18 protein-coding genes are annotated in these 21492 nt (G+C 72.7%); 6 read left to right on the forward strand and 12 right to left on the reverse strand.

From position 1 onward, the window contains the following. Window positions 1–152 precede the first annotated feature (152 nt). Window positions 153–1829, forward strand: coding sequence for a protein kinase (locus ACIF80_RS30310; RefSeq protein WP_399810420.1), 1677 nt, complete (start codon window positions 153–155; stop codon window positions 1827–1829). 143 nt (window positions 1830–1972) lie between these two features. Here the strand turns inward: ACIF80_RS30310 and ACIF80_RS30315 are convergent, their stop codons facing one another. Continuing rightward, window positions 1973–2515 (reverse strand): bacterial proteasome activator family protein, encoded by a 543-nt coding sequence (locus ACIF80_RS30315; RefSeq protein WP_399810421.1) that lies wholly within the window; start codon window positions 2513–2515, stop codon window positions 1973–1975. Window positions 2516–3409: 894 nt separating this feature from the next. Between ACIF80_RS30315 and ACIF80_RS30320 the strand changes: the two genes are divergently transcribed. Further along, a complete protein-coding gene (locus tag ACIF80_RS30320; RefSeq protein ID WP_399810423.1) occupies window positions 3410–3580 on the forward strand; it encodes a hypothetical protein in 171 nt (56 codons plus the stop codon). Window positions 3581–3609: 29 nt separating this feature from the next. Here ACIF80_RS30320 and ACIF80_RS30325 read toward each other — a convergent pair whose 3' ends face one another. Beyond that, entirely contained in the window at window positions 3610–4590 is a 981-nt protein-coding gene (locus tag ACIF80_RS30325; RefSeq protein ID WP_399810424.1) for an NAD(P)H-quinone oxidoreductase, read from the reverse strand. Between the two features lie 345 nt (window positions 4591–4935). Next, window positions 4936–5757, reverse strand: coding sequence for a CAP domain-containing protein (locus ACIF80_RS30330; protein WP_399810426.1), 822 nt, complete (start codon window positions 5755–5757; stop codon window positions 4936–4938). A 579-nt stretch (window positions 5758–6336) separates the two neighbouring features. Here ACIF80_RS30330 and ACIF80_RS30335 point away from each other — a divergent pair. Continuing rightward, entirely contained in the window at window positions 6337–7401 is a 1065-nt protein-coding gene (locus tag ACIF80_RS30335; RefSeq protein ID WP_399810427.1) for an ATP-binding cassette domain-containing protein, read from the forward strand. Then, window positions 7398–8249: an ABC transporter permease gene (locus ACIF80_RS30340; protein WP_399810429.1), complete on the forward strand. Its 852-nt coding sequence runs from the start codon at window positions 7398–7400 to the stop codon at window positions 8247–8249. The genes ACIF80_RS30335 and ACIF80_RS30340 overlap by 4 nt, the downstream gene beginning before the upstream one ends. Window positions 8250–8341: 92 nt before the next feature. On the opposite strand, the gene ACIF80_RS30345 is transcribed toward ACIF80_RS30340, so the two are convergent. The 6 genes from ACIF80_RS30345 to pdhA all read right to left on the reverse strand — a co-directional run bounded on the left by ACIF80_RS30345 (window position 8342) and on the right by pdhA (window position 15803). Continuing rightward, a complete protein-coding gene (locus tag ACIF80_RS30345; protein ID WP_399810430.1) occupies window positions 8342–9436 on the reverse strand; it encodes a potassium channel family protein in 1095 nt (364 codons plus the stop codon). After that, window positions 9433–10935 (reverse strand): molybdopterin molybdotransferase MoeA, encoded by a 1503-nt coding sequence (locus ACIF80_RS30350; protein WP_399810431.1) that lies wholly within the window; start codon window positions 10933–10935, stop codon window positions 9433–9435. The genes ACIF80_RS30345 and ACIF80_RS30350 overlap by 4 nt, the downstream gene beginning before the upstream one ends. Beyond that, window positions 10932–11885 carry a DUF6457 domain-containing protein gene (locus tag ACIF80_RS30355; RefSeq protein ID WP_399810542.1) on the reverse strand — a complete coding sequence of 318 codons (954 nt, stop codon included), beginning with the start codon at window positions 11883–11885 and terminating at the stop codon, window positions 10932–10934. Before ACIF80_RS30355 ends, ACIF80_RS30350 begins: the two co-directional genes overlap by 4 nt. A 209-nt stretch (window positions 11886–12094) precedes the next feature. Beyond that, complete coding sequence (locus ACIF80_RS30360) at window positions 12095–13630, reverse strand: dihydrolipoamide acetyltransferase family protein (RefSeq protein ID WP_399810433.1); 1536 nt, start codon at window positions 13628–13630, stop codon at window positions 12095–12097. Further along, complete coding sequence (locus tag ACIF80_RS30365) at window positions 13630–14634, reverse strand: alpha-ketoacid dehydrogenase subunit beta (RefSeq protein ID WP_399810435.1); 1005 nt, start codon at window positions 14632–14634, stop codon at window positions 13630–13632. The genes ACIF80_RS30360 and ACIF80_RS30365 overlap by 1 nt, the downstream gene beginning before the upstream one ends. Next, complete coding sequence (gene pdhA / locus ACIF80_RS30370; protein WP_399810437.1) at window positions 14631–15803, reverse strand: pyruvate dehydrogenase (acetyl-transferring) E1 component subunit alpha; 1173 nt, start codon at window positions 15801–15803, stop codon at window positions 14631–14633. The genes ACIF80_RS30365 and pdhA overlap by 4 nt, the downstream gene beginning before the upstream one ends. Window positions 15804–15993: 190 nt before the next feature. Between pdhA and ACIF80_RS30375 the strand changes: the two genes are divergently transcribed. Next, entirely contained in the window at window positions 15994–16479 is a 486-nt protein-coding gene (locus ACIF80_RS30375; RefSeq protein ID WP_399810439.1) for an Lrp/AsnC family transcriptional regulator, read from the forward strand. A gap of 114 nt (window positions 16480–16593) precedes the next feature. Here the strand turns inward: ACIF80_RS30375 and ACIF80_RS30380 are convergent, their stop codons facing one another. Beyond that, complete coding sequence (locus ACIF80_RS30380; protein WP_399810441.1) at window positions 16594–17184, reverse strand: TetR/AcrR family transcriptional regulator; 591 nt, start codon at window positions 17182–17184, stop codon at window positions 16594–16596. Next, complete coding sequence (locus ACIF80_RS30385) at window positions 17181–18695, reverse strand: 3-hydroxyacyl-CoA dehydrogenase (protein ID WP_399810443.1); 1515 nt, start codon at window positions 18693–18695, stop codon at window positions 17181–17183. The genes ACIF80_RS30380 and ACIF80_RS30385 overlap by 4 nt, the downstream gene beginning before the upstream one ends. A gap of 239 nt (window positions 18696–18934) precedes the next feature. Between ACIF80_RS30385 and paaN the strand changes: the two genes are divergently transcribed. Continuing rightward, window positions 18935–20626 (forward strand): phenylacetic acid degradation protein PaaN, encoded by a 1692-nt coding sequence (paaN, locus tag ACIF80_RS30390; RefSeq protein WP_399810445.1) that lies wholly within the window; start codon window positions 18935–18937, stop codon window positions 20624–20626. A gap of 22 nt (window positions 20627–20648) precedes the next feature. On the opposite strand, the gene ACIF80_RS30395 is transcribed toward paaN, so the two are convergent. After that, entirely contained in the window at window positions 20649–21485 is an 837-nt protein-coding gene (locus ACIF80_RS30395; protein WP_399810447.1) for a TrmH family RNA methyltransferase, read from the reverse strand. Window positions 21486–21492: the final 7 nt, after the last annotated feature.

A 21492-nucleotide genomic window follows, 5' to 3' on the forward strand; every position in this document is an offset into this window, starting at 1 on the left:
TCCGCGACGCTTCTCTCCCGTACGGTCACGGAACGGGCCCCACGCTTGACGTGTCGGTGGCCTGGGGCAGACTTGGCCGGGTATAGCGCATTGGATCTACGAGGAATCGGTCGCCGACGGCAGGGCCGGAGAGGCTACGGGGGACGCTGAACATGAGCCAGGACGGCGCACAGGGCCACAACGCGGGGCGGGCGCTCGCCGGCGGCCGCTACCGACTGCGGGACCTGCTCGGCCAGGGTGGCATGGCCTCCGTCCACCTCGCGTACGACAGCGTGCTCGACCGTCAGGTCGCGATCAAGACCCTGCACACGGAACTCGGCAGGGAGCAGGCCTTCCGCGAACGCTTCCGCCGCGAGGCCCAGTCCGTGGCGAAGCTCACGCACACCAACATCGTCTCGGTCTTCGACACCGGCGAGGACGATGTGGACGGCATGACGACGCCGTACATCGTCATGGAGTACGTCGAGGGCCGTCCGCTGGGCTCCGTGCTCGACGAGGACATACGGCAGCAGGGCGCGATGCCCGCCGACAAAGCGCTGAAGATCACCGCGGACGTGCTGGCCGCCCTGGAGATCAGCCACGAGATGGGCCTGGTCCACCGGGACATCAAGCCGGGCAACGTGATGATGACCAAGCGCGGCGTGGTCAAGGTGATGGACTTCGGCATCGCCCGCGCCATGCAGTCCGGCGTGACCTCGATGACGCAGACCGGCATGGTCGTCGGCACCCCGCAGTACCTCTCGCCCGAGCAGGCGCTCGGGCGGGGCGTCGACGCCCGCTCCGACCTGTACTCGGTCGGCATCATGCTCTTCCAACTGGTCACCGGACGGATCCCGTTCGACGCCGACTCGCCGCTGGCCATCGCGTACGCGCACGTCCAGGAGGAGCCGCCGCTCGCCTCCTCGGTCAACCGCTCGCTGCCCCCGGCCGTGGACGCGCTGATCACCCGCGCGCTGAAGAAGAACCCGAACGAGCGTTTCCCCAGCGCCGAAGCCATGCGCGGCGAGTGCCTGCGGGTGAGCCAGTCCTTCCAGGCGGCCCCGCCGAGCATCGTCCCCGGCACGCACGGGCAGAGCGGCTCGGGCGTCGGTTCCGCGGTCTTCCCGCCCGTCGACCAGTCGGCACCGGCGGCCCCGGGCGGCGTCCAGACGCCGTACACGCCGGGCCCGCCCCAGCACCACACCCCGAACCCGTACGGCACCCCGGCAGCGCCGGGCCCGGCCCCGTCGTACGGCTACCCGCAGCAGGGCGCCCCGCAGGGCGGCTACGCGACACCCCATTCCCCGTACGGCGTGCCCCAGGGCGGTCCGTCGACGCCGCCGCCGTACCACCTGTCGCCCCAGGGTCCGGGCTCGGGCGGCCCGGGCGGCGGCAGGAACAACAAGCCGGTGATCATCGGCTCGGTCGTCGTGTCCGTCCTCGCCGTCGGCGGCCTGGTCGCGGCGCTGCTGGCCAACGGCGGCGGCGACGAGAACGACAAGGGCGGCGACCCGGGCGTCAGCGCGTCGGTGTCGGCCTCCAAGGCGGCCGGCTACCGCGGGCCCGACCCGTCCAGGACGATCGACCCGGAGGATTGCACGGACCCGGAGGAGTCCTACAACGACGAGGACAAGATCGAGGTCCCGAAGCTGAAGTTCAAGTACATCAAGTCGGTCAAGGAGTGCTTCCAGGCCGCCGGCTGGGACCTGGAGGTGCGGAACGTCGACGAGAACACGTACGGCGAGGGAACGGTCATGAACCAGTTCCCCGCCCCCGGTACGGCCGCCGACCCCGAGGACATGCCCAGGATCCAGCTCGACGTCTCCACGGGCAACCCGCCGGCCGGCTGAGCTCCTGGGCTCCTGGGCTCCTGGGCTCCTGGGGAAACCTGAGCGCCCCAGGACACAGGGCAAGGAACAAAGGACAGCTCGAAGGGGCCCGGCTTCGAAGCCGGGCCCCTTCGAGCTGTCCTGCCCCAGCGGGTCAGGGACGCTTACAGGTACGGACCGCCCGAGCGGCCGCCCAACGGGTGTTCCTCGGCTCCGCCGTCACCGGCGCCCGGCGGAAGGGCCCGGCGCATCTGCTCCAGCTGGGCGCGCGCGGCCATCTGCTGGGCGAAGAGCGTGGTCTGGATGCCGTGGAAGAGGCCCTCCAGCCAGCCCACCAACTGGGCCTGCGCGATCCGTAGTTCGGCGTCGCTCGGGGTGGCCTCGTCCGTGAAGGGCAGCGAGAGCCGCTCCAGCTCCTCGACCAGCTGGGGCGCGAGTCCGTCCTCCAGCTCCTTCACCGAGCTGGCGTGGATCTCTTTGAGCCGGACCCTACTGGCCTCGTCCAGAGGAGCCGCGCGCACCTCCTCCAGCAACTGCTTGATCATGCTGCCGATCCGCATGACCTTCGCGGGCTGCTCCACCTGCTCCGTCACCGGGACCTCGCGGGAATCCTCGTCCCCCGTGCCCCCGCCGAGCGCCATCCCGTCCTGGCCGACGACCAGAACCTGCGGGTTGTCCGGCGACCGTTCGTTCCTCGGCATCTCCATAAGGCCATTCTCTCGCACACCCGCCGCACACTTCCGGGGCCCCCTGACTGCCTCCCCTGCCGCCCCCTGTCTGGGGGAATCCGGAATGCCGGGGGTGCGCGGGAATGCGAGCCTATGGGGGTTCATCCGGTCCATCTTGCCGACGGTGCGAACGGGCACCGGCCGGTGCGGGAGGTCACCGTCGTGGCTCCAGGGATGTGTGCAGTAAGGGCATCGAGGGCGGGGCTCGCCCTGCGAGCGGGCATCGCCCTCGGGGTGCTGACGGGCGCGGTGACCGCGGCCGGGACGGGAGCGGGGGTGGCGATGCCGTACAGCGCTGCCGTGGCGCCCTTCGGTACGGCGGTGGCCTACGGCGCCGAAGGAGCTGTGGGCGGGCGTCAGGAGGCGGTGGGCGGACGGTTCGGCGTGCCCGCCCGCTCATCCTCTCCGTCTCCTGCTTCCTCCTCCGTGCCCTTCCCCTTCCCCCTCCCCCTCCCCTTCTCCTTCCGTTCGGCAGCGGCAGCGGCAGCGGCTGTGACGCCGTCGCTCTCACCCTCCGCCCAGCCCTCCAGGGCCGGTAGCCGTCCCGGGGAGGGGCGGAAGCGGCCGGGGCGGGAGGTGACCGGACCGGAGGAGAGGAGCGAGAGGCCCGAGGGGTCCGAAGGGACCGAAGGGACCGGGAAGGCGGACCCGGGGGAGGGACGGGACGACGGGCCGGGCACCGGCGACGGCGCGAGCCCCGTGCCTCGTCCCTCCCGCCCGGGCGACGGCGCGAGCGGCGTCCCCGAGAAGCCGGGCAGGGCACCCGTCGGTGCGGAGGACCCCGGATCCGTCCCGGACTCCGGAGACGGTACGGACGGATCCGAGGAGTCCGGGGCCGGCACCGTCCATCGGGCTCCCCCGTCGCAGGAGGCTGTGGCCACGGCGTCCTCCGAGGTGTCGCGGCAGCCCACGGCGGACACCGTCGCCGGCACCGGGCGCTCCACCGGGCCCATGCTGCGCATCCTGCCGCTGGGCAGCGGACTGGTCCTGATGGGGCTCGGACTGGGACTGGCGTTCGTGGGCCTCAGGCTGAGGCGGAGCTGAAGCACGAAGCCCACGGACCTCCCGAAGTCCTACGGCGCGATCAGCAGCACCTTGCCGATGTGGCCGCTGGCCTCCACGAACCGGTGGGCTTCGGCCGCGTCCTGCATCGGGATCTCACGGTCGACGACGGGACGGACATGACCGCCCTCGATCAGCGGCCAGACGTGTTCCCGCACGGCCGCGACGATCGCCGCCTTCTCCGCCGGCGGCCGGGCGCGCAGCGAGGTCGCGCTGATGGCGGCACGCTTGCCGAGGAGGGCGCCGATGTTCAGTTCGCCCTTGACGCCGCCCTGCATACCGATGATCGCGAGCCGGCCGTTGACGGCGAGGGCCTTGACGTTGCGGTCCAGGTACTTGGCGCCCATGTTGTCGAGGATGACGTCCGCGCCGGCGCCGTCGGTGGCCTGCTCCAGCTCGGCCACGAAGTCCTGCTCGCGGTAGTTGATCAGGATGTCGGCACCCAGTTCGGCGCAGCGCTCCAGCTTCTCCTTCGTACCGGCCGTGACGGCGACCCTGGCACCGACGGCCTTGGCCAGCTGGATCGCCATGGTGCCGATGCCGCTGGAGCCGCCGTGCACGAGCAGCGTCTCGCCGGGACGGAGGTGGGCCACCATGAAGACGTTCGACCAGACCGTGCAGACGACCTCCGGGAGCGCGGCTGCCTGCTTGAGGTCGAGCCCCTGGGGGACGGGGAGCAACTGGCCGACCGGGACGGCGACCTGCTCCGCGTAGCCTCCGCCCACGAGCAGCGCGCACACCTCGTCTCCCACGGCCCAGCCGGCCGTGTCGGACCCGCAGGCGGCGATCCGCCCGGAACACTCCAGGCCCGGGTACGGGGAAGCGCCGGGTGGCGGGTTGTAGAAGCCCTGCCTCTGGAGGATGTCCGCGCGGTTCACGGCACTCGCGGCAACATCGACGAGGACTTCGCCCGGTCCGGGCACGGGGTCCGGCACCTCCGCCCACGTGAGCTCTTCGGGACCGCCCGGCTGCGTGATGGTGACTGCCTTCATGGGGCCCGACGCTACCTCCTGTCGCACGGTGGGGGCCCTACCCGTGCCACCGTGGCGTCGGCCACGGTGATGGTGCCGGGGTACCGCCCGCACCCCACCGGGGGCGCGGGACGCACGGGCGGGGCCCGGCTCGGTGCGGCTCCACCGAGCCCCACCCCTCCGATCGACATGATCTGCGCTGTCGCGACGCCGGCGCCACCGGTGTCCCCGGGCCCGGCCGTCGAACGGAACGCGCGGTGGGCGGCCTCGTCCCCGGGATTCCGTCCTCCCGGCCGGGCGGCGGCCACGGACAGGAGGCCGCTGCCGGGGTCCGTCCCGGCGGCGGCCTCCCCGGGGTCGGGCCGTTCAGTAGTCGATGTTGATGGCCGCGACGAGCCGGCCCTCGCCGTTGGTGACGATCGCTGCGCCCGCCCTGGTCGAACTGCCGTAGGTGAGCGCGGTCTTGTGCCCCGGGCTGTTGAACCAGGCCTCGATCATCACCTCGGGCGTGTTGCCGGAACCGCCCGAGAAGAGAACCTCGTGGCCGCAGTGCTCGAGGGCGTTCTTCGCGAGGCTGCGCGCGGAGCACTGTTCGGCCTGGTTCGCCAGGTCGTCGCTCGCCTCGACGGGAGGAAGCCCCATGCTGCTGCGGCGCTCGTTGAGGAGGGATATGAGCTTGCGCTCATCGGCGGACATGCCGGCGGAGGAGCCGCCGCCGCTGTTCCCCTGTGCGGCCCGGGTCTCCTCCTGTTGTTGCCGCTGCTTCTCCGGCGCCGCCGTCTTCTCACGGGTTTCCTCCGCTGCGGCTTCGCTCTTCTGCCCGGCCTCCCGCTTCTGTTCGGCCCGCTTCCGCTCCGTCTGTGCCGTCTTCGCGGCTCGTGCGCGGCTCGCCCGCTCCTCCGCGTCGGTGGCCTGGTCCATCTTCTGGGCTTCCCGCCGCGTGGCCTTCAGCTCTTCCGCACGGCTCCCCCGGGCGCCCGCGTCCCCCTCGGTGGCACGATCGCCGGCGGACTGCTGCACCTGGGTCTTCGCGGAGGTCGCACGGTCGGTGTCGTCCGAGCCGCCCTGCAGCGTCAGCGTCATCACCCCGCCCAGCGCCAGGAGGACTCCGGACGCGATCATGATCCGTTTGCGCGGACCGCCGGTCTTCGCGTGGGTCCTGCCGTGCGATTTACGGTGCTGAGACATCGAGGGAAGCTCCAGTTCTTCTCGAAGAAGGTGTTGCACGGAGGAGGAGCGGAGGATGTCCCACCCATCCCGCGGCGTTACCTTTTCGTGACGCCGAATGTCCGGCACGGCTCATCGGGGGTGCCTCGGTGATCGTTTCTCCCGCCCCGCGTGCGGCTCCTCGGGGACGGGGAGTGCCCGGCCGGCCGGAACGGCGGCCCGCTCCACGTACGGCCCGGCTCGATTCAGGAACCGACGAGGCCCGACGGGGACCGGCCCTGGGACCGGCCTGAGGTGCGGCCCGGAGACCGGCCTGAGGTGCGGCCCGGAGACCGGCCTGAGGTGCGGCCCGGAGACCGGCCTGAGGTGCGGCCCGGAGCCCGGCCTGAGGTGCGGCCCGGAGACCGGCCTGAGGTGCGGCCCGGAGCCCGGCCTGAGGTGCGGCCCGGGGACCGATCCGGGGACCGGCCTCGGTCCATGGGCGGAGGGCGGGGTCCGTCATTGGTCCGGTTCGCGGAAAACCCCTGTGCGGGAGCGATGAATTTACGCGACCGTGAAGGTCTCCCATGCGTAGCCCAAGCACGCGGAAGGACCCGAAGCATGAGCACGCAGACGTCCGGCCTGGCGATCGAAACCGCCGGCCTGGTCAAGACCTTCGGTGAGACACGGGCCGTCGACGGAGTCGATCTCGCCGTCCCGGCCGGCACGGTGTACGGCGTCCTCGGACCGAACGGCGCAGGCAAGACCACCACCGTGAAGATGCTCGCCACCCTGCTGAGGCCGGACGGCGGCGACGCCCATGTCTTCGGCCACGACATCGTGCGCGAGGCCGACACGGTGCGCGGCCTGGTGAGCCTCACCGGGCAGTACGCGTCCGTGGACGAGGATCTCACCGGTGCCGAGAACCTGGTTCTGCTGGCCCGGCTCCTCGGCCACCGCAAACCGGGCGCCCGCAGCCGTGCCGCCCAGCTCCTGGAGGCGTTCGGCCTGACGGACGCGGCGGCGAAGCAGGTCAAGCACTACTCGGGCGGAATGCGGCGCCGTATCGACATCGCCGCGTCCATCCTCAACACCCCCGACCTGCTGTTCCTCGACGAACCGACGACCGGCCTGGACCCGCGCAGCCGCAACCAGGTGTGGGACATCGTGCGCGCGGTGGTCGCCCAGGGCACGACCGTGCTGCTGACCACGCAGTATCTGGACGAGGCCGACCAGCTGGCGTCCCGGATCGCCGTCATCGACCGCGGGAAGGTGATCGCCGAGGGCACCAAGGGTGAGCTGAAGGCGTCCGTCGGCGCCGGCACCGTACATCTACGGCTGCGCGATCCGGATCAACGGCCGCTCGCCGCGGACCTGCTGCGCCGCCTGCTCGACGCACAGGTGCAGCCCGACCCCGACCCGGTGACGCTCACCGCCCGTCTGGGCGCGGCCGCGAGCCAGGACACCGCCGCCGAACAGGCCGCCCGCGCGCTGAGCGAACTGGCCACGGCCGGCATCACCGTCGACAACTTCTCGCTCGGCCAGCCGAGCCTGGACGAGGTGTTCCTCGCCCTCACCGGCCACGACACCCAGGCATCGGGCTCCGGGGCCGGTTCCGGGACAGGGGCCGGGGCCAACGCCGGCGCCGACGACTCCTCCGACCCGAAGGACGAGGTGGCGGCATGAGCACCGTGACGACGACCACCGAGAGCGCGGAACTCGCCCCGGTCCGCACCGACTCCCTCGCCGAGCTGCTGGTCGCCAAGGAGCGCCCGCCGCGGCCCAGCGCGTGGTCGGCCTCGCTGACGTTCGGCTGGCGCGCGATCCTCAAGATCAAGCATGTGCCGGAGCAGCTCTTCGACGTCACCGCGTTCCCGATCATGATGGTGCTGATGTACACGTACCTCTTCGGCGGGGCGCTGGCCGGCTCGCCGACGGAGTACATCCAGTTCCTGCTGCCGGGCATCCTGGTGATGTCGGTCGTGATGATCACGATGTACACCGGTGTCTCGGTCAACACGGACATCGAGAAGGGCGTCTTCGACCGGTTCCGCACCCTGCCGATCTGGCGGCCCTCGACGATGGTCGGCTATCTGCTCGGGGACGCCCTGCGCTACACCATCGCGTCCGTCGTGATGCTCACCGTGGGCATCATCCTCGGCTACCGGCCGGACGGCGGGGTCGCCGGTGTGCTCGCCGGGATCGCGCTGCTGGTGGTCTTCGCGTTCGCGTTCTCGTGGATCTGGACGATGTTCGGGCTGATGCTGCGCACCGAGAAGTCCGTGATGGGCGTCAGCATGATGGTGATCTTCCCGCTCACCTTCCTGTCCAATGTCTTCGTCGACCCCCGCACCATGCCGGGCTGGCTCCAGGCCTTCGTCAACAACAGTCCCGTCACGCACCTGGCGTCCGCGGTGCGCGGACTGATGGCGGGGGACTGGCCGGCCGACGAGGTGGCCTGGTCACTGGGCTGGTCCGTCCTGTTCATCCTGGTCTTCGGACCGGTCACGATGCGGCTCTACAACCGCAAGTGAGGCGGGCCGGCGAACGCCGCGGGAGACGGCGTGGCGCCCTGGAGCCGGACGACTCCAGGGCGCCACGTCGTCTCCCGCGTGTCCCGGTGGTGTCAGTCGTGGAGCGGGCGGATGTCGGGAGCGACCTGACGGCCCGGCGTCGCCCGCACGATGGTGATCAGCCGGTCCGTCAGCTCCAGCGTCCCGACGTTCGCGTCGTCGTAGCCGAGCACCCGGTGCCCGCGCAGGACACTCACCACCAGATCGTCGACCTCGCGCGGCGACTTGCCCACCTCGGCCTTTATGACCGGTCGTTCGACCATGTCGAGACCGGTGCCCTGCTGGATGAGGTCCTCCATCACCATGCCGGCCGCGGGGCTGAGCACGGACAGACCGAGCAGCCGGCCGGCCGCGCTGGCACTGGTGATGACCGCGTCGGCACCCGACTGCTTCAGCAAGGGAGCGTTCTCCTCCTCGCGCACCGCGACCACGATCTTCGCGCCGCGGTTGAGCTGGCGGGCCGTCAGCGTCACCAGCACGGCCGTGTCGTCGCGCTGGGTGGCGATGATGATCTGCTTCGCCCGGTAGGCCTCGGCCCGTTTCAGCACCTCACTGCGCGTCGCGTCGCCTATGACGCCCGCGAATCCGTCGGCCGCCGCGGCCTCGATCGCCTTGCTGCTGGGGTCGACCACCACGACCTGCTCCTTGCGGAGCCCCGTCGCGCAGACGGTCTTGATCGCGGACCTGCCCTTCGTGCCGTATCCGACGACGACGGTGTGATCACGCAATGTGGACCTCCAGCGGTTCAGTCGCCACTCCTCCCGCGTACGTTCGGTGAGGGCTTCGAGGGTGGTGCCGACCAGGATGATCAGAAACATCACGCGCAACGGCGTGACGACGAAGATGTTGGTCAGCCGGGCAGCGTCGCTGACCGGGGTGATGTCGCCGTACCCCGTGGTGGAGAGGGTGACGGTCGCGTAGTAGAAGGCATCGAGGAAGTCGAGGGTGCCGTCGGAGTTGTCGGTGTAACCGTCGCGGTCGACGTACACGATCAACGCCGTCACCACGAGGAGGAGCAACGCCATGGAGAGCCGCTTGGCGACCTGGCGGATCGGGTGCTCGACCACCTTCCTCGGCAGTTTCACCCGGTGTGTCACCAAGTGCTCGTCCGCCTGACGGGCCATGACATCCTCGCCCGAAAGTTTCACGTGAAACACACCCCGATTCCCCCGGACGCCCAGGGCAGATCCAGCAGTTCCGTCTCCTGGCCGGGCCGCGTACCACCCGGGGGGACGACCGCGAGGGCGTCGGCCGCCGCGACGCCCCGCAGCATGGCGGGACCGTTGTAGTGCAACGGCAGGGCTGCGTCACCGCGCAGCACGACCGGGACGAGCCGGGTGTCGTGCGGATGTCCCTGCACCGCGTCCCGCAACGGCATCGTGTACGGCTCGGGGGCGGGACGGCCCGCGAGGGTCCGCAGCAGGGGTTCGGCGAGCGTGAGCAGCCCGGAGACAGCGGCAAGGGGGTTGCCGGGCAGGCCGACGAGGTACTGGTTCTCCTTGGTGCGGGCCAGGAGCATGGGGTGGCCGGGGCGCACCTCGACCCCGTCCACGAGGAGTTCGGCGCCGATGCGGCGCAGCGTCGGGTGGACGTGGTCGACCGGGCCCGCGGCGGTACCGCCGGTGGTGAGGACGACGTCGGCCTCGGACCTCGTGATCGCCCTGTACAGCGTCTGCGCGTCGTCGCGGACCCGGCGGACGGCGGTGACCTCGGCACCGAGTGCGCGCAGCCAGGGCGGCAGCATCGGGCCGAGGGCGTCCCGGATCAGTCCGTCGTGCGGCAGGCCTCCGGTGAGCAGCTCGTCGCCGAGGACGAGGACCTCGACGCGGGGGCGGGGGAGGGTACTGAGCGTGTCGTACCCGGCGGCCGCGGCGAGGCCCAGCACGGCCGGGGTCACCAGGGTGCCGACGGACAGCAGCTGCTCGCCGCTGCGGCACTCCTGGCCGCGCGGGCGGATGTCCTGACCGTGCGCGACCGTGGAGACGGACCCGGCGCGGGATGCGCCCGGCGGCCGGGATGCGGTGGCGGACCGGGGCGGGGTGGCGTGCAGCCGGCCGTTGTCGTCGGTATGGCCGTGTTCGCTGCGCAGAACGGCGGTGGTGTCCGGGGGGACACGGGCGCCGGTGGCGATCCGGACGGCTTCGCCGTCGGTGAGCGGTGGGTGCTCGGCGTGCCCGGCGAGGACGCCTTCCTCCCGTACGGCCCAGGGTCCGGGCCCGGAGACCGCCCAGCCGTCCATGGCCGAGGTGTCGAAGGAGGGCAGGTCGGTGAGGGCCGTGAGGGGGGCGGCCAGGGTGAGGCCGAGGGCGGCGTCGAGCGGCACGGGGACCGGGGCGCGGTGGGCGGCCCGGCTGCCGGTGCCCCGGCGTGCGGCGCGCTCGGCGACGGTGCGGGCCTCGGTCCAGGAGAGGAGGGCGTGGCGGTCGTCGTGGTGCGAGGGGCGGGTGACGGGGCTCCGGCCGTCCGGGGCGGACCGGGGCCCGTCCCGCCGGGGGTCGCGGGCACGAGCGCGCGCGGGGTCGCCGGGGGTGCGGCCAAAGGCGTCGTTCACGAGGGCGAGAGCCTCCTCGACGTCGAGATCATCGGGATCCTCGGCCTCGTCGGTGGCCTCGGTGCCCTTGCCGGCTCGGGCCTCGGGCGCGTTCATCCGGCGTCCGGACGCGTGCCGGGGGCCGGGTCGGGGGCCCCTCCGGGGGCTGTGCCGGTGGCGTCCGACTGCTGGTCCGTGGGCTGCTGGTCCGTGGGCTGCCCGGACGCGGCGCCGGTGGTGTCCTCGTCGGCCCAGCGGGCGGCGAGGGCGGCGGCCTTGCGCGCGGCCTCGGCGACGGCCTCCTGGTCACCGCCCGCGCGGGCGGCCGCATAGCCGACGAGGAAGGTGGTCAGCGGCGCCGCCGGCCTGGCCACACCGTGGGCGGCGTCGCGGGCGAGGTCGAGGAGGAGGCCGGTGTCGACGTCCAGATCGATGCCCAGCTCGTCCTTGACTGCGGAAATCCATTCATCCAACACGTGTCCATGCTCCCTGATGCGTGCTCTGGCGGCGGCGATGTCGTCCCAGGTGTCGCAGTCGAACGACGCCACTGGGCCGAGGATTCGGGTGAGGTCGAGCGAGCCGGTCAGCCGGCGCAGCGGCAGCCCGGCCAACGCGCCGTGCCGTTCGGCGAGCACCGCCAGTCCGCGACGCAGGGCCGCCGTCCGGTACGCGGCCACGAGCGGCTGGTCCCGGCCGTCGGCGTCGGTCAGCAGGACCCCGTCCGCCGTGCTCGTCCGAAGGGTGGTCAGCAGCTCGTCGACGGTGGGCGCGTCGAGGAACGGCAGGTCGGCGGAGAGCAGGACGGCGTACTCCGCGGTGCTCAGCCGGAGCCCCGCGTCGAGCGCGGCGAGCGGTCCGCCGCCCGTCGGCTCCTCCCGTGCCCAGGACACGGGCCGGGAGGTGGGCCGGGGGTCGGCCACGACGACGGTGGAGCGGGCACCGGAGCAGGCGGCCAGCACCCGGTCGAGCAGCGACCGGCCGCCCACCCGCACCCCGGGCTTGTCCGCGCCCCCGAGCCGCCGGGCACCCCCGCCGGCCAGCACGAGGGCGTCGTAGGCGGGGGGCACGGCGGGCGTGGGACGTGTGGAGGGCGCGGCGGGCCCGTCGTACGCGGCGGGCGCCGCCCGGTCCGGCGCGGGGTCGCGGTCACGGGTGCGGTCGCCAGCGGCTCCGGGAGCACCCGGGAGCTCGTACTCGGTCACCCCCCGAGTATGCGTGCCCCCGCGAGCACGGGGAACGCGGGGGCACGGACAACACGGTCAGGGGGAACAGGACGTCACAGCGTCCTCAGCAGCACCGCCGGTTGCTCCACGCAGTCCGCCACGTACCGCAGGAAGCCGCCTGCCGTCCCGCCGTCACAGACCCGGTGGTCGAAGGTGAGCGAGAGCTGCACGACCTGCCTCACCGCCAGCTCGCCCTCGTGCACCCAGGGCCTGGGGACGATGCGGCCGACGCCGAGCATGGCCGCCTCCGGGTGGTTGATGATCGGGGTGGAGCCGTCGACGCCGAAGACGCCGTAGTTGTTCAGCGTGAACGTGCCGCCCGTGAGTTCCGCCGGCGTCAGCGTTCCCGTGCGGGCCGCCTCGGTCAGCCGGGCGAACTCCGCCGTCAGCGACTCCGCGTTGCGCGTGTGCGCGTCCCGTACGACGGGGACGACGAGTCCCCGCTCGGTCTGCGCGGCGAAGCCGAGATGCACGGCCGTGTGCCGGACGACCTCCCTGGCCGTCATGTCCACGGAGGAGTTGAGCTCGGGGAAGCGGGCCAGCGCGGCGGTGCAGATCCGGGCCAGCAGGGCGAGCACGGAGATCTTCGGCCCGCCGGCCACGGGGCTCTGGGGGCGCTCCTCGGCGAAGCGCCGCATCGCGTCCCGCGCCCGCATCAGTTCGGTCGCGTCGGCGTCCACCCAGCAGGTCGCGTCGGGGATCTCGGTACGGCTGCGGGAGAGCTTGTCGGCCATGACACCGCGGATGCCCTTGAGGGGGATGCGGGTGACCTCCGGGGCGGCCGGGACACCGACGGTCGGCGCGTGCGCCGGCGCCGGTTCCCGTACCTGCGCCGGCGCCGGCGTCGGCGGCACGCGCGGGTGCGGCTCGGTGGTGGGCGTCCGGCCCTTGCCGGCCCGCGTTCCGGCGGCCTGGAGCGCGTACTCGACGTCCGCCCTCAGGATCAGCCCCTCGGGCCCGGAACCGGCCATCTCCCGCAGGTCCAGACCGTTCTGCCGGGCCAGCCGGCGCACCAGTGGCGAGATCACGGGGACCGGCCCGTCCATCACCTCGGCGGTACGGGCCTTCCGGGCAGCGGGTGCCGGTCCGGCGGCGGCCCAACCGTTCACCGTGGACGGGGCGGGCGTGGCGGGCGTCGCCGACGCGCCCGGCGCCGGCTGCCCCGGCCGGACCCTGCGACGCCGGGCCGGTGCCTCCGAAGTGCCGTAACCGACCAGCACATTGCCGGAGCCCTCCGAGCGCGGGCCCTGCGTCCGCGAGTCCTCCGTCCGCGAGCCGTCGGCACGGGAGCCGTCCGTTGCGGAACGCTGCTCCCCCGCCGGACGGCCGTCGTCGTCGGCCGGGCCGCCCACCGCGACCGTGATCAGCGGGGCGCCCACCGGCACCTCGGCACCCTCCTCGCCGAAGCGGGCCGTGACCACGCCCTCATAGGGGCAGGGCACGTCCACCATCGCCTTGGCCGTCTCGACCTCGACGACCGGCTGGTCCACGGCGACGACCTCGCCGACCTCGACCAGCCAGCGCACGATCTCCGCCCCGGTGAGCCCCTCACCGAGGTCGGGGAGCTTGAACTCCAGCACCTGTGCCATCAGCTTTCGGCCTCCCACTGCAGACGCCCCACGGCATCCAGGATCCGGTCCACGCCGGGCAGGTGGTGACGCTCCAGCATCGGCGGTGGATACGGGAGGTCGAACCCTGCCACACGCAGCACCGGCGCCTCCAGATGGTGGAAGCAGCGCTCCGTGACCCGGGCCGCGATCTCGCCGCCGGGACCGCCGAAGCCGCCCGACTCATGGACGACGACCGCGCGTCCCGTCCGCCGCACCGAGGCGCACACCGTCTCGTCGTCGAACGGCACCAGCGAGCGCAGGTCGACGACCTCCAGGTCCCAGCCCTCGGCACGGGCCGCCTCGGCCGCCTCCATGCAGACGGGAACGGACGGCCCGTACGTGATGAGCGTGGCGCTCCGGCCGGAGCGCCGCACCACCGCACGGCCCAGGGGTTCAACGGCCGACGGCCGCTCCGGGTTCCAGGAGTCCTTCGACCAGTACAGCCGCTTGGGTTCGAGGAGGACGACCGGGTCGTCGGAGGCGATGGCGGCACGCAGCAGCCCGTAGGCGTCCGGGACGGTCGCGGGCGTGACGACATGGAGCCCCGGAGTCGCCATGTAGTACGCCTCGGAGGAGTCGCTGTGGTGCTCGACGCCGCCGATGCCGCCGCCGTAGGGGATGCGGATGGTGAGCGGCAGGGGCATCCGCCCGCGCGTGCGGTTGCGCATCTTCGCGACGTGCGACACCAGCTGCTCGAACGCCGGGTAGGCGAACGCGTCGAACTGCATCTCCACGACCGGCCGCAGCCCGTACATCGCCATGCCGACGGCCGTCCCGAGGATGCCCGCCTCGGCCAGCGGGGTGTCCGTGCAGCGGTCCTCGCCGAACTCCTCGGCGAGGCCGTCGGTGATGCGGAAGACCCCGCCGAGGGTGCCGACGTCCTCGCCCAGGACGTGCACGGACGGGTCCTCGGCCATCGCGTCGCGCAGCGCGCGCGTGAGCGCCTGCGCCATGGTGGCCGGTTTGGCGGCGACGGTGGTCATCGCTGCGTCCCTCCCGGTCCGGAGCCGGCCCCGGGCCCGGCCTCGCTCTCCGCTTCGGCCGCCAGTTCGGCACGCAACTGCTCCCGCTGCTCCAGCAGCTGGGAAGTGGGCTCGGCATAGACGTGGGCGAACAGGTCCATGGGGTCGAGCACCGGGTCCTGGTTCATGCGGGCCCGCAGGTCGGCGGCCATGGTCTCGGCGTCCTGGCGGACGGCGGCGATACGGTCGTCGTCGAGCAGACCGCGCCGGGTCAGTTCCTGTTCGAGGAGCGCGACGGGGTCGTGCCCCTTCCAGGTCTCCACCTCGGCGTCGCCCCGGTAGCGGGTCGCGTCGTCGGCGTTGGTGTGGGCCTCCACGCGGTAGGTGATCGCCTCGACCAGGGTCGGGCCGCCGCCGGCGCGCGCGTGGCGTACGGCGTCGGCCAGGACCTCGTGCACGGCGGCCGCGTCGTTGCCGTCGACCAGACGGCCGGGCATCCCGTAGCCGACGGCCTTGTGGGCCAGCGACGGGGCCGCGGTCTGCTTGGCGAGCGGGACGGAGATCGCGAAGCCGTTGTTCTGGACGAGGAAGACGACCGGTGCCCGCCACACGGCGGCGAAGTTCAGCGCCTCGTGGAAGTCGCCCTCGCTGGTCCCGCCGTCACCGACCATGGCCAGCGCGACCACGTCGTCCCCCTTGAGGCGGGCGGCGTGCGCGAGTCCGACGGCATGCGGCAGCTGGGTGGCGAGGGGCGTGCTCAGCGGCGCGACCCGGTGCTCGCGGGGGTCGTACCCGGTGTGCCGGTCGCCGCGCAGGAGGGTGAGGGTCTCGACGGGGTCGACCCCGCGGGCGACGACGGCGAGCGTGTCGCGGTAGCTCGGGAAGAGCCAGTCCTGCTCCTCGAGGACCAGCGCGGCGGCGACCTCGCAGGCCTCCTGACCGGTGCTGGAGGGGTAGACCGCGAGACGGCCCTGCTTGGTGAGCGCGGTGGCCTGCGCGTTGTAGCGGCGGCCCTTCACCAGCTCCGCGTACAGCCGGCACAGCAGCTCCGGATCGGCCGCGTCGGCGCGTCCGGTGCCGAGCACCCGGTACGGCTCCGCGTCGGGCAGCAGCGGCGCGGGGTCGGTACGCGGCTGCCAGGCGGGCGGCGGGGTCGGCCGGTAAGCGCCCCGCTGCTCCATGACCGTCATGACGGCACCTCCTCGTGGGAGCGGCTTGTGAAGACGCGGCGTCTGTGACGCGCCTCACCAACCGATTGTTCGGTCGTCGGCACATTTTGGCTACGGGTGGCACCAGGCTGTGGACAAACGGTTGTCCACAGCCTGTGATGGACGCATTACGTCCATGGCGGAGAGGCGGGACCGGGTGTCGTCTGAACAAATGGCCGAGAGTCCGGGAGGGAGCGGGCCGCTGCCGCCCGCGCGCCCCCTGGACGCCATAGACCAGGACATCCTGCGCATGCTCCAGGCGGACGGCCGTGCGTCCGTCCGGTCGGTCGCCGACCGGGTCCACGTCTCGCGCGCGAACGCCTACGCCCGGATCAACCGGCTCGTGGAGGACGGCGTCATCCGCGGCTTCGGCGCCCGCGTCGACCACGAACGGGCCGGTCACAGCACCTCGGCGTACATCACCCTGAAGATCGTCCAGAACACCTGGCGCACGGTCCGCGAGCAGCTCCGGCAGCTCCCCGGCGCCTCCCACATCGCCCTGGTGGGCGGCGACTTCGACGTGCTGCTCCTGGTGCACACCCCGGACAACCGGGCGTTGCGCGAGCTGGTACTGACCCGGCTCCAGGCGATCCCCGAGGTGCTCAGCACCCGCACCCTGCTGGTGTTCGAGGAGGAGGACCTGGAACCACAGGGGTGAACCGCCGGACGAGCCCGGGGCCGCTCCCGGACGAGCCCGGGGCCGCCCCCGGACAGCCCCACGCGGAGCTGTCCCCCGCGCCCCCGCGAGGACCGCCCCGGGCCGTTCCCGGGGCTAGGACGCCTTGCGCAGCCCGCCGAAGGCCAGCTGGACCACCGCGTCCGTCACCTCGCGCTCGCTCATGCCGCGCCCGTCCGGCCGGTACCACTCGACGATCGAGTTGATCATCCCGAAGACCAGCCGGGTCACCAGGCGCACCTCTATGTCGCCGCGCACGTCCCCGTCCGCCGCCGCGGCCTTCAGCAGTGCCGCCACCCGGTGGTCGAACTCGCGCCGCCGCTCCAGGGCCCACCGCTCGGTGCCCGTGTTGCCGCGCACGCGCAGCAGCAGCGTCACGTACGGCAGCTCCGCGATCAGGACCTCGACCATGCGCCGTACGACGTACTCCAGGCGCTCGGCGGCACGTCCCACGCGCGCCTGCTCCTCGTCGAGGATGCCGAAGAGCCCGTCCAGCGCCCGGCTCACCGCGCGCCGCAGCAGTTCCTCCTTGCCCGCCACGTGGTGGTATATCGACGACTTGGAGATGCCGGCGGCCTTGGAGAGATGCTCCATGGAGGTGCCGTCGTAGCCACGCTCGTTGAACACCTGGACGGCGACGGAGAGCAGGGACTCCGGGGTGTACGTGTCGCGCCTGGCGGTGGTCATGGGGTGTCCTCCCGCTTCTCGGTGGCGCACGCGTGCCGGTAGAGCGCGAGGGACGGCGCGTAGCGGCCGGACTGATCGCGCTCGTGCAGGTCCTCCAGGAGGGAGCCGGCCCAGCCGCGGCCGAGGCGGCGGCTCCACTCGAAGGGGCCGAGGGGGTAGTTGACGCCCAGGCGCATCGCGGTGTCGATGTCCTGCTCGGTGGCCACCCCCTTGGCGACGGCGTCGTGCGCCAGGTCGATGATCCGCGCCACCGTGCGCGCGACGATCATTCCGGGGACGTCCCCGATGACGCTGACCTTCTTCCCGAGCGCCTGGAACAGCCCGGTGGCCTCGGCGACGGTCTGCGCGGAGGTGTCCTGGGAGTGGGACAGGGCGATGCGCGTGGCCCCGCGGTAGTCCGGCGAGAGGTCGAAGTAGACGACGTCGCGGTACTCCACGGAGGTCTGGCCGTCGGCGAGCACCAGCTGGCCGCCACTGGGCAGCACCAGACGGGTGCCGTTGTCCTCGTCCTCCGCGCGGACCTGGATCCCGGCCTCGCGGATCAGGGCGAGCAGGTCCGAGGCGGGCCCCAGACCGCCCTCGGCGACCACGTACGCGGGCGGCCCGGCCTGTTCCGCGGTGTGCGGCTCGGGGCGCTCGGCACCGTCCCGGTAGTCGTACCAGCCCCGGCCGCTCTTGCGGCCCAGGCGGCCGGACTCGACCAGCCGGCGCTGGACCAGGGACGGTGTGAAGCGCACGTCCTGGAAGAAGGACTGCCACACCGAGTGGGTGACGGACTCGTTGACGTCCTGCCCGATGAGGTCGGTCAGTTCGAAGGCCCCCATACGGAAGCCGCCGCACTCGCGCAGCACCGCGTCGACGGTGGCCGGATCGGCCGCCTGGGACTCGTACACCGTGAAGGCCTCGGCGTAGAAGGGCCTGGCGATGCGGTTGACGATGAAACCGGGGGTGTCGGCGCAGGCGACCGGCGTCTTGCCCCAGGCGCGGGCCGTCTCGTACGCGCGCGTGGCGCAGGTGACGTCGGTGGCGAAGCCGGAGACGACCTCGACGAGGGGCAGCAGCGGCGCCGGGTTGAAGAAGTGCAGACCCACGAAGCGGCCGGGGACGCGCAGGGCGCCGCCGATGGCGGTGACCGACAGGGAGGACGTGTTGGTGGCGAGCAGGCAGTCGTCGGAGACGACGTCCTCCAGCGCGCGGAACAGCTCCTGCTTGACGTCCAGGCGCTCCAGGACGGCCTCGACGACCAGGGCGCAGTCGGCGAGCGCGGTCAGGTCGTCGGCGGGCAGCAGCCGGGCGCGGGCCGCGTCCCGGTCGGCGGCGGTGAGCCGTTCCTTCGCCACGAGCCGGTCGAGCCGGGTCACGATTCCCTCGGCCGCTTCCCGGGCCCGGCCGGGGACGGCGTCGTACAGCCGCACGGGATGACCCGCGACGAGGGCGACCTGGGCGATGCCCTGGCCCATGGTGCCGGTGCCGACGACGGCCACGGGGCTGCTGAGGTCGAGTGCTGTCATGTGCGCGATCCTCCCGCACGGGCTTGTCCACAGATGCGGCGGACCCCCTTGTCCCGACCGATCGTTCGGTTACTCTAACTCCGACCGCCCGAATTCCGACATCCCTTGCCTCCGACGCCCTTCCCTCCGGCATCGCCGCCGTCCCCGCCGTCCGGCACCGTCGGCTTCCGATGCCCCCGCCCCCGCCTCCTGCCCCAGGCTTTGCCCGGTCCCCGAACTCGACGAGGAGTTGGTCCCCGATGGCCGCCGAACTCACCGCGCAGCAGCTGACCGCCCAGCACCGGCCCACCCTGGACCGGGCACTGGAAGCGATCCGCACGCGCGCGTACTGGTCCCCGCACCTCGAGCACCCCAAGACCTACGGCGAGAACGGCAGTCTGGACCTCGCGGCGGGCAAGGCCGCCTTCGACGCGCTGCTCGGCACCCGCCTCGACCTCGGCCAGCCCGGCACCGACGACTGGGTGGGCGGCGAGACCTCGCCGTACGGCGTCGAACTGGGCGTCGGCTACCCGCACGCGGACCTCGACGTGCTGCTGCCCGCCATGCGGGCCGGAATGCGGGCCTGGCGGGACGCGGGCGCCGAGACCCGTGCGATGGTCTGCCTGGAGATCCTCAAGCGGATCAGCGACCGGACGCTCGAGTTCGCCCACGCGGTCATGCACACCTCCGGCCAGGCGTTCATGATGGCGTTCCAGGCCGGCGGCCCGCACGCGCAGGACCGCGGCCTGGAGGCGGTGGCGTACGCGTACGCCGAGCAGGTGCGCACCCCCGGCACCGCGGAGTGGACCAAGCCGCAGGGCAAGCGCGACCCGCTGGCGCTGACCAAGCGGTTCACCCCGGTCCCGCGCGGCATCGGCCTGGTCATCGGCTGCAACACCTTCCCGACGTGGAACGGCTATCCGGGCCTGTTCGCCTCCCTCGCCACCGGCAACGCGGTCCTGGTCAAGCCGCACCCCCGTGCGGTGCTGCCGCTCGCGCTCACCGTCCAGGTCGCGCGCCAGGTGCTCAGCGAGGCCGGCTTCGACCCGAACCTGGTGGCGCTGGCCGCCGAGCGGCCCGGCGAGGGCATCGCCAAGACCCTGGCCACCCGTCCGGAGATCCGGATCGTCGACTACACCGGCTCCACGGAGTTCGGCGACTGGCTGGAGGCCAACGCCCGCCAGGCGCAGGTGTACACGGAGAAGGCCGGCGTCAACACGGTGCTCGTGGAATCGGCCGGCGACTACAAGGGCATGCTCGCCAACCTGGCGTTCTCCCTGTCGCTCTACAGCGGCCAGATGTGCACCACCCCGCAGAACCTGCTGATCCCGCGCGACGGCATCAGCACCGACCAGGGCCCCAAGTCCTTCGACGAGGTCGTCGCCGACCTGGCGCAGGCGGTCGACGGCCTGCTCGGCGACGACACGCGCGCAGTCGGCCTGCTCGGCGCGCTCGTCAACCCCGGCGTCAAGGAGCGCCTGGAGGCCGCCGCCGGCCTCGGCGAGGTCGCCCTCGCCTCCCGCGGGATCGCCCACCCGGAATTCCCGGACGCGGTGGTCCGTACACCGGTGATCGTGAAGCTGGACGGTGCGAAGCCGGACGACGAGGCCGCCTACATGAGCGAGTGCTTCGGCCCGGTCTCCTTCGCCGTCGCCGTCGACTCCGCCTCGGACGCGGCGGAACTGCTGCGGCGCACCGTCCGTGAGAAGGGCGCGATGACCGTCGGCGCGTACACGACCTCCCCGGAGTTCGAGGAGGAGGTGCGGGAGGTCTGCCTGGAGGAGGCCGCCCAGCTCTCCCTCAACCTCACCGGCGGGGTGTACGTCAACCAGACGGCCGCCTTCTCCGACTTCCACGGCTCCGGCGGCAACCCGGCGGCCAACGCGGCCCTCACCGACGCCGCGTTCGTGGCCAACCGCTTCCGGGTGGTCGAGGTGCGCCGGGAGGCGTAGACCCGGCCGGCGCGGGAGGCGCTCAGGCGGGTGCGCCCCCGGTGGCGCTCCAGTGGTACAGCGTCATGGCCACACTGGTCGCGAGGTTGTAGCTGGAGACCTGGGGGCGCATCGGCAGCGCCACCAGGTGGTCGGCACGCGCGCGCAGCTCGGGCGAGAGCCCGCTGCGCTCCGAGCCGAAGGCGAGCAGCGCGTCGTCCGGAAGTTCCAGCGCGCGGATGTCCTCGCCCTCCGGATCGAGTGCGAACACCGGGCCGGAGGGCAGTTCGTCGACGGACAGCCGTTCCACGGCGGTCGCGAAGTGCAGCCCGGCCCCGCCGCGCACGACCGTGGGATGCCAGGGGTCGAGGGTGCCGGTGGTGACGACCCCGGTCGCCCCGAAACCGGCGGCCAGCCGGATCACGGCGCCCGCGTTGCCCAGGTTGCGCGGCTGGTCCAGGACCACCACGGGCGCGGTGCGCGGGGTGCGCGCCAGCCCGGCCAGGTTGCCCTCGCGGGAGGGCCGTACGGCGAGCGCGGCGACGGCGGTGGGGTGCGGGCGCGGGACGAGCGAGGCGTACGTCTCGTACGGCACCTCGGCCAGCAGCGCCGCCAGCGCCTCCCGGACGTCCGGGGCCAGTTCGTCGGCGAGGGCGAGCGCGGCGGCCCGGTCCGCGGTCACCGCCACCTCGACCTCGGCCCCGAAGCGCACGGCGTGCTTGAGGGCGTGGAAGCCGTCGAGCAGGACCGCACCACCGCTGTGCCGGTACCAGCGGGTCACGGGGGCGGTGTCCCGGGCGGGGGTCGCGGGGGGCACGGAGTCGCCGGCGGGGGAGGTGTCGTCGCGGTCGGAGGCGATGTCGCGGTCGGGGGCGGCCATGACGTGC

Origin of the sequence: Streptomyces sp. NPDC085927, assembly GCF_044540975.1 — a bacterium.
Taxonomy (GTDB): domain Bacteria; phylum Actinomycetota; class Actinomycetes; order Streptomycetales; family Streptomycetaceae; genus Streptomyces; species Streptomyces hirsutus.

Bases quoted from the DNA above. Each gene is read 5' to 3' on its own strand.
- ACIF80_RS30310 (WP_399810420.1), top strand. From the start codon at position 153: ATGAGCCAGGACGGCGCACAGGGCCACAACGCGGGGCGGGCGCTCGCC.
- ACIF80_RS30315 (WP_399810421.1), bottom strand. From the start codon at position 2,515: ATGGAGATGCCGAGGAACGAACGGTCGCCGGACAACCCGCAGGTTCTG.
- ACIF80_RS30325 (WP_399810424.1), bottom strand. From the start codon at position 4,590: ATGAAGGCAGTCACCATCACGCAGCCGGGCGGTCCCGAAGAGCTCACG.
- ACIF80_RS30330 (WP_399810426.1), bottom strand. From the start codon at position 5,757: ATGTCTCAGCACCGTAAATCGCACGGCAGGACCCACGCGAAGACCGGC.
- ACIF80_RS30335 (WP_399810427.1), top strand. From the start codon at position 6,337: ATGAGCACGCAGACGTCCGGCCTGGCGATCGAAACCGCCGGCCTGGTC.
- ACIF80_RS30340 (WP_399810429.1), top strand. From the start codon at position 7,398: ATGAGCACCGTGACGACGACCACCGAGAGCGCGGAACTCGCCCCGGTC.
- ACIF80_RS30350 (WP_399810431.1), bottom strand. From the start codon at position 10,935: ATGAACGCGCCCGAGGCCCGAGCCGGCAAGGGCACCGAGGCCACCGAC.
- ACIF80_RS30360 (WP_399810433.1), bottom strand. From the start codon at position 13,630: ATGGCACAGGTGCTGGAGTTCAAGCTCCCCGACCTCGGTGAGGGGCTC.
- ACIF80_RS30365 (WP_399810435.1), bottom strand. From the start codon at position 14,634: ATGACCACCGTCGCCGCCAAACCGGCCACCATGGCGCAGGCGCTCACG.
- pdhA (WP_399810437.1), bottom strand. From the start codon at position 15,803: ATGACGGTCATGGAGCAGCGGGGCGCTTACCGGCCGACCCCGCCGCCC.
- ACIF80_RS30375 (WP_399810439.1), top strand. From the start codon at position 15,994: ATGGCCGAGAGTCCGGGAGGGAGCGGGCCGCTGCCGCCCGCGCGCCCC.
- ACIF80_RS30380 (WP_399810441.1), bottom strand. From the start codon at position 17,184: ATGACCACCGCCAGGCGCGACACGTACACCCCGGAGTCCCTGCTCTCC.
- ACIF80_RS30385 (WP_399810443.1), bottom strand. From the start codon at position 18,695: ATGACAGCACTCGACCTCAGCAGCCCCGTGGCCGTCGTCGGCACCGGC.
- paaN (WP_399810445.1), top strand. From the start codon at position 18,935: ATGGCCGCCGAACTCACCGCGCAGCAGCTGACCGCCCAGCACCGGCCC.
- ACIF80_RS30395 (WP_399810447.1), bottom strand. From the start codon at position 21,485: ATGGCCGCCCCCGACCGCGACATCGCCTCCGACCGCGACGACACCTCC.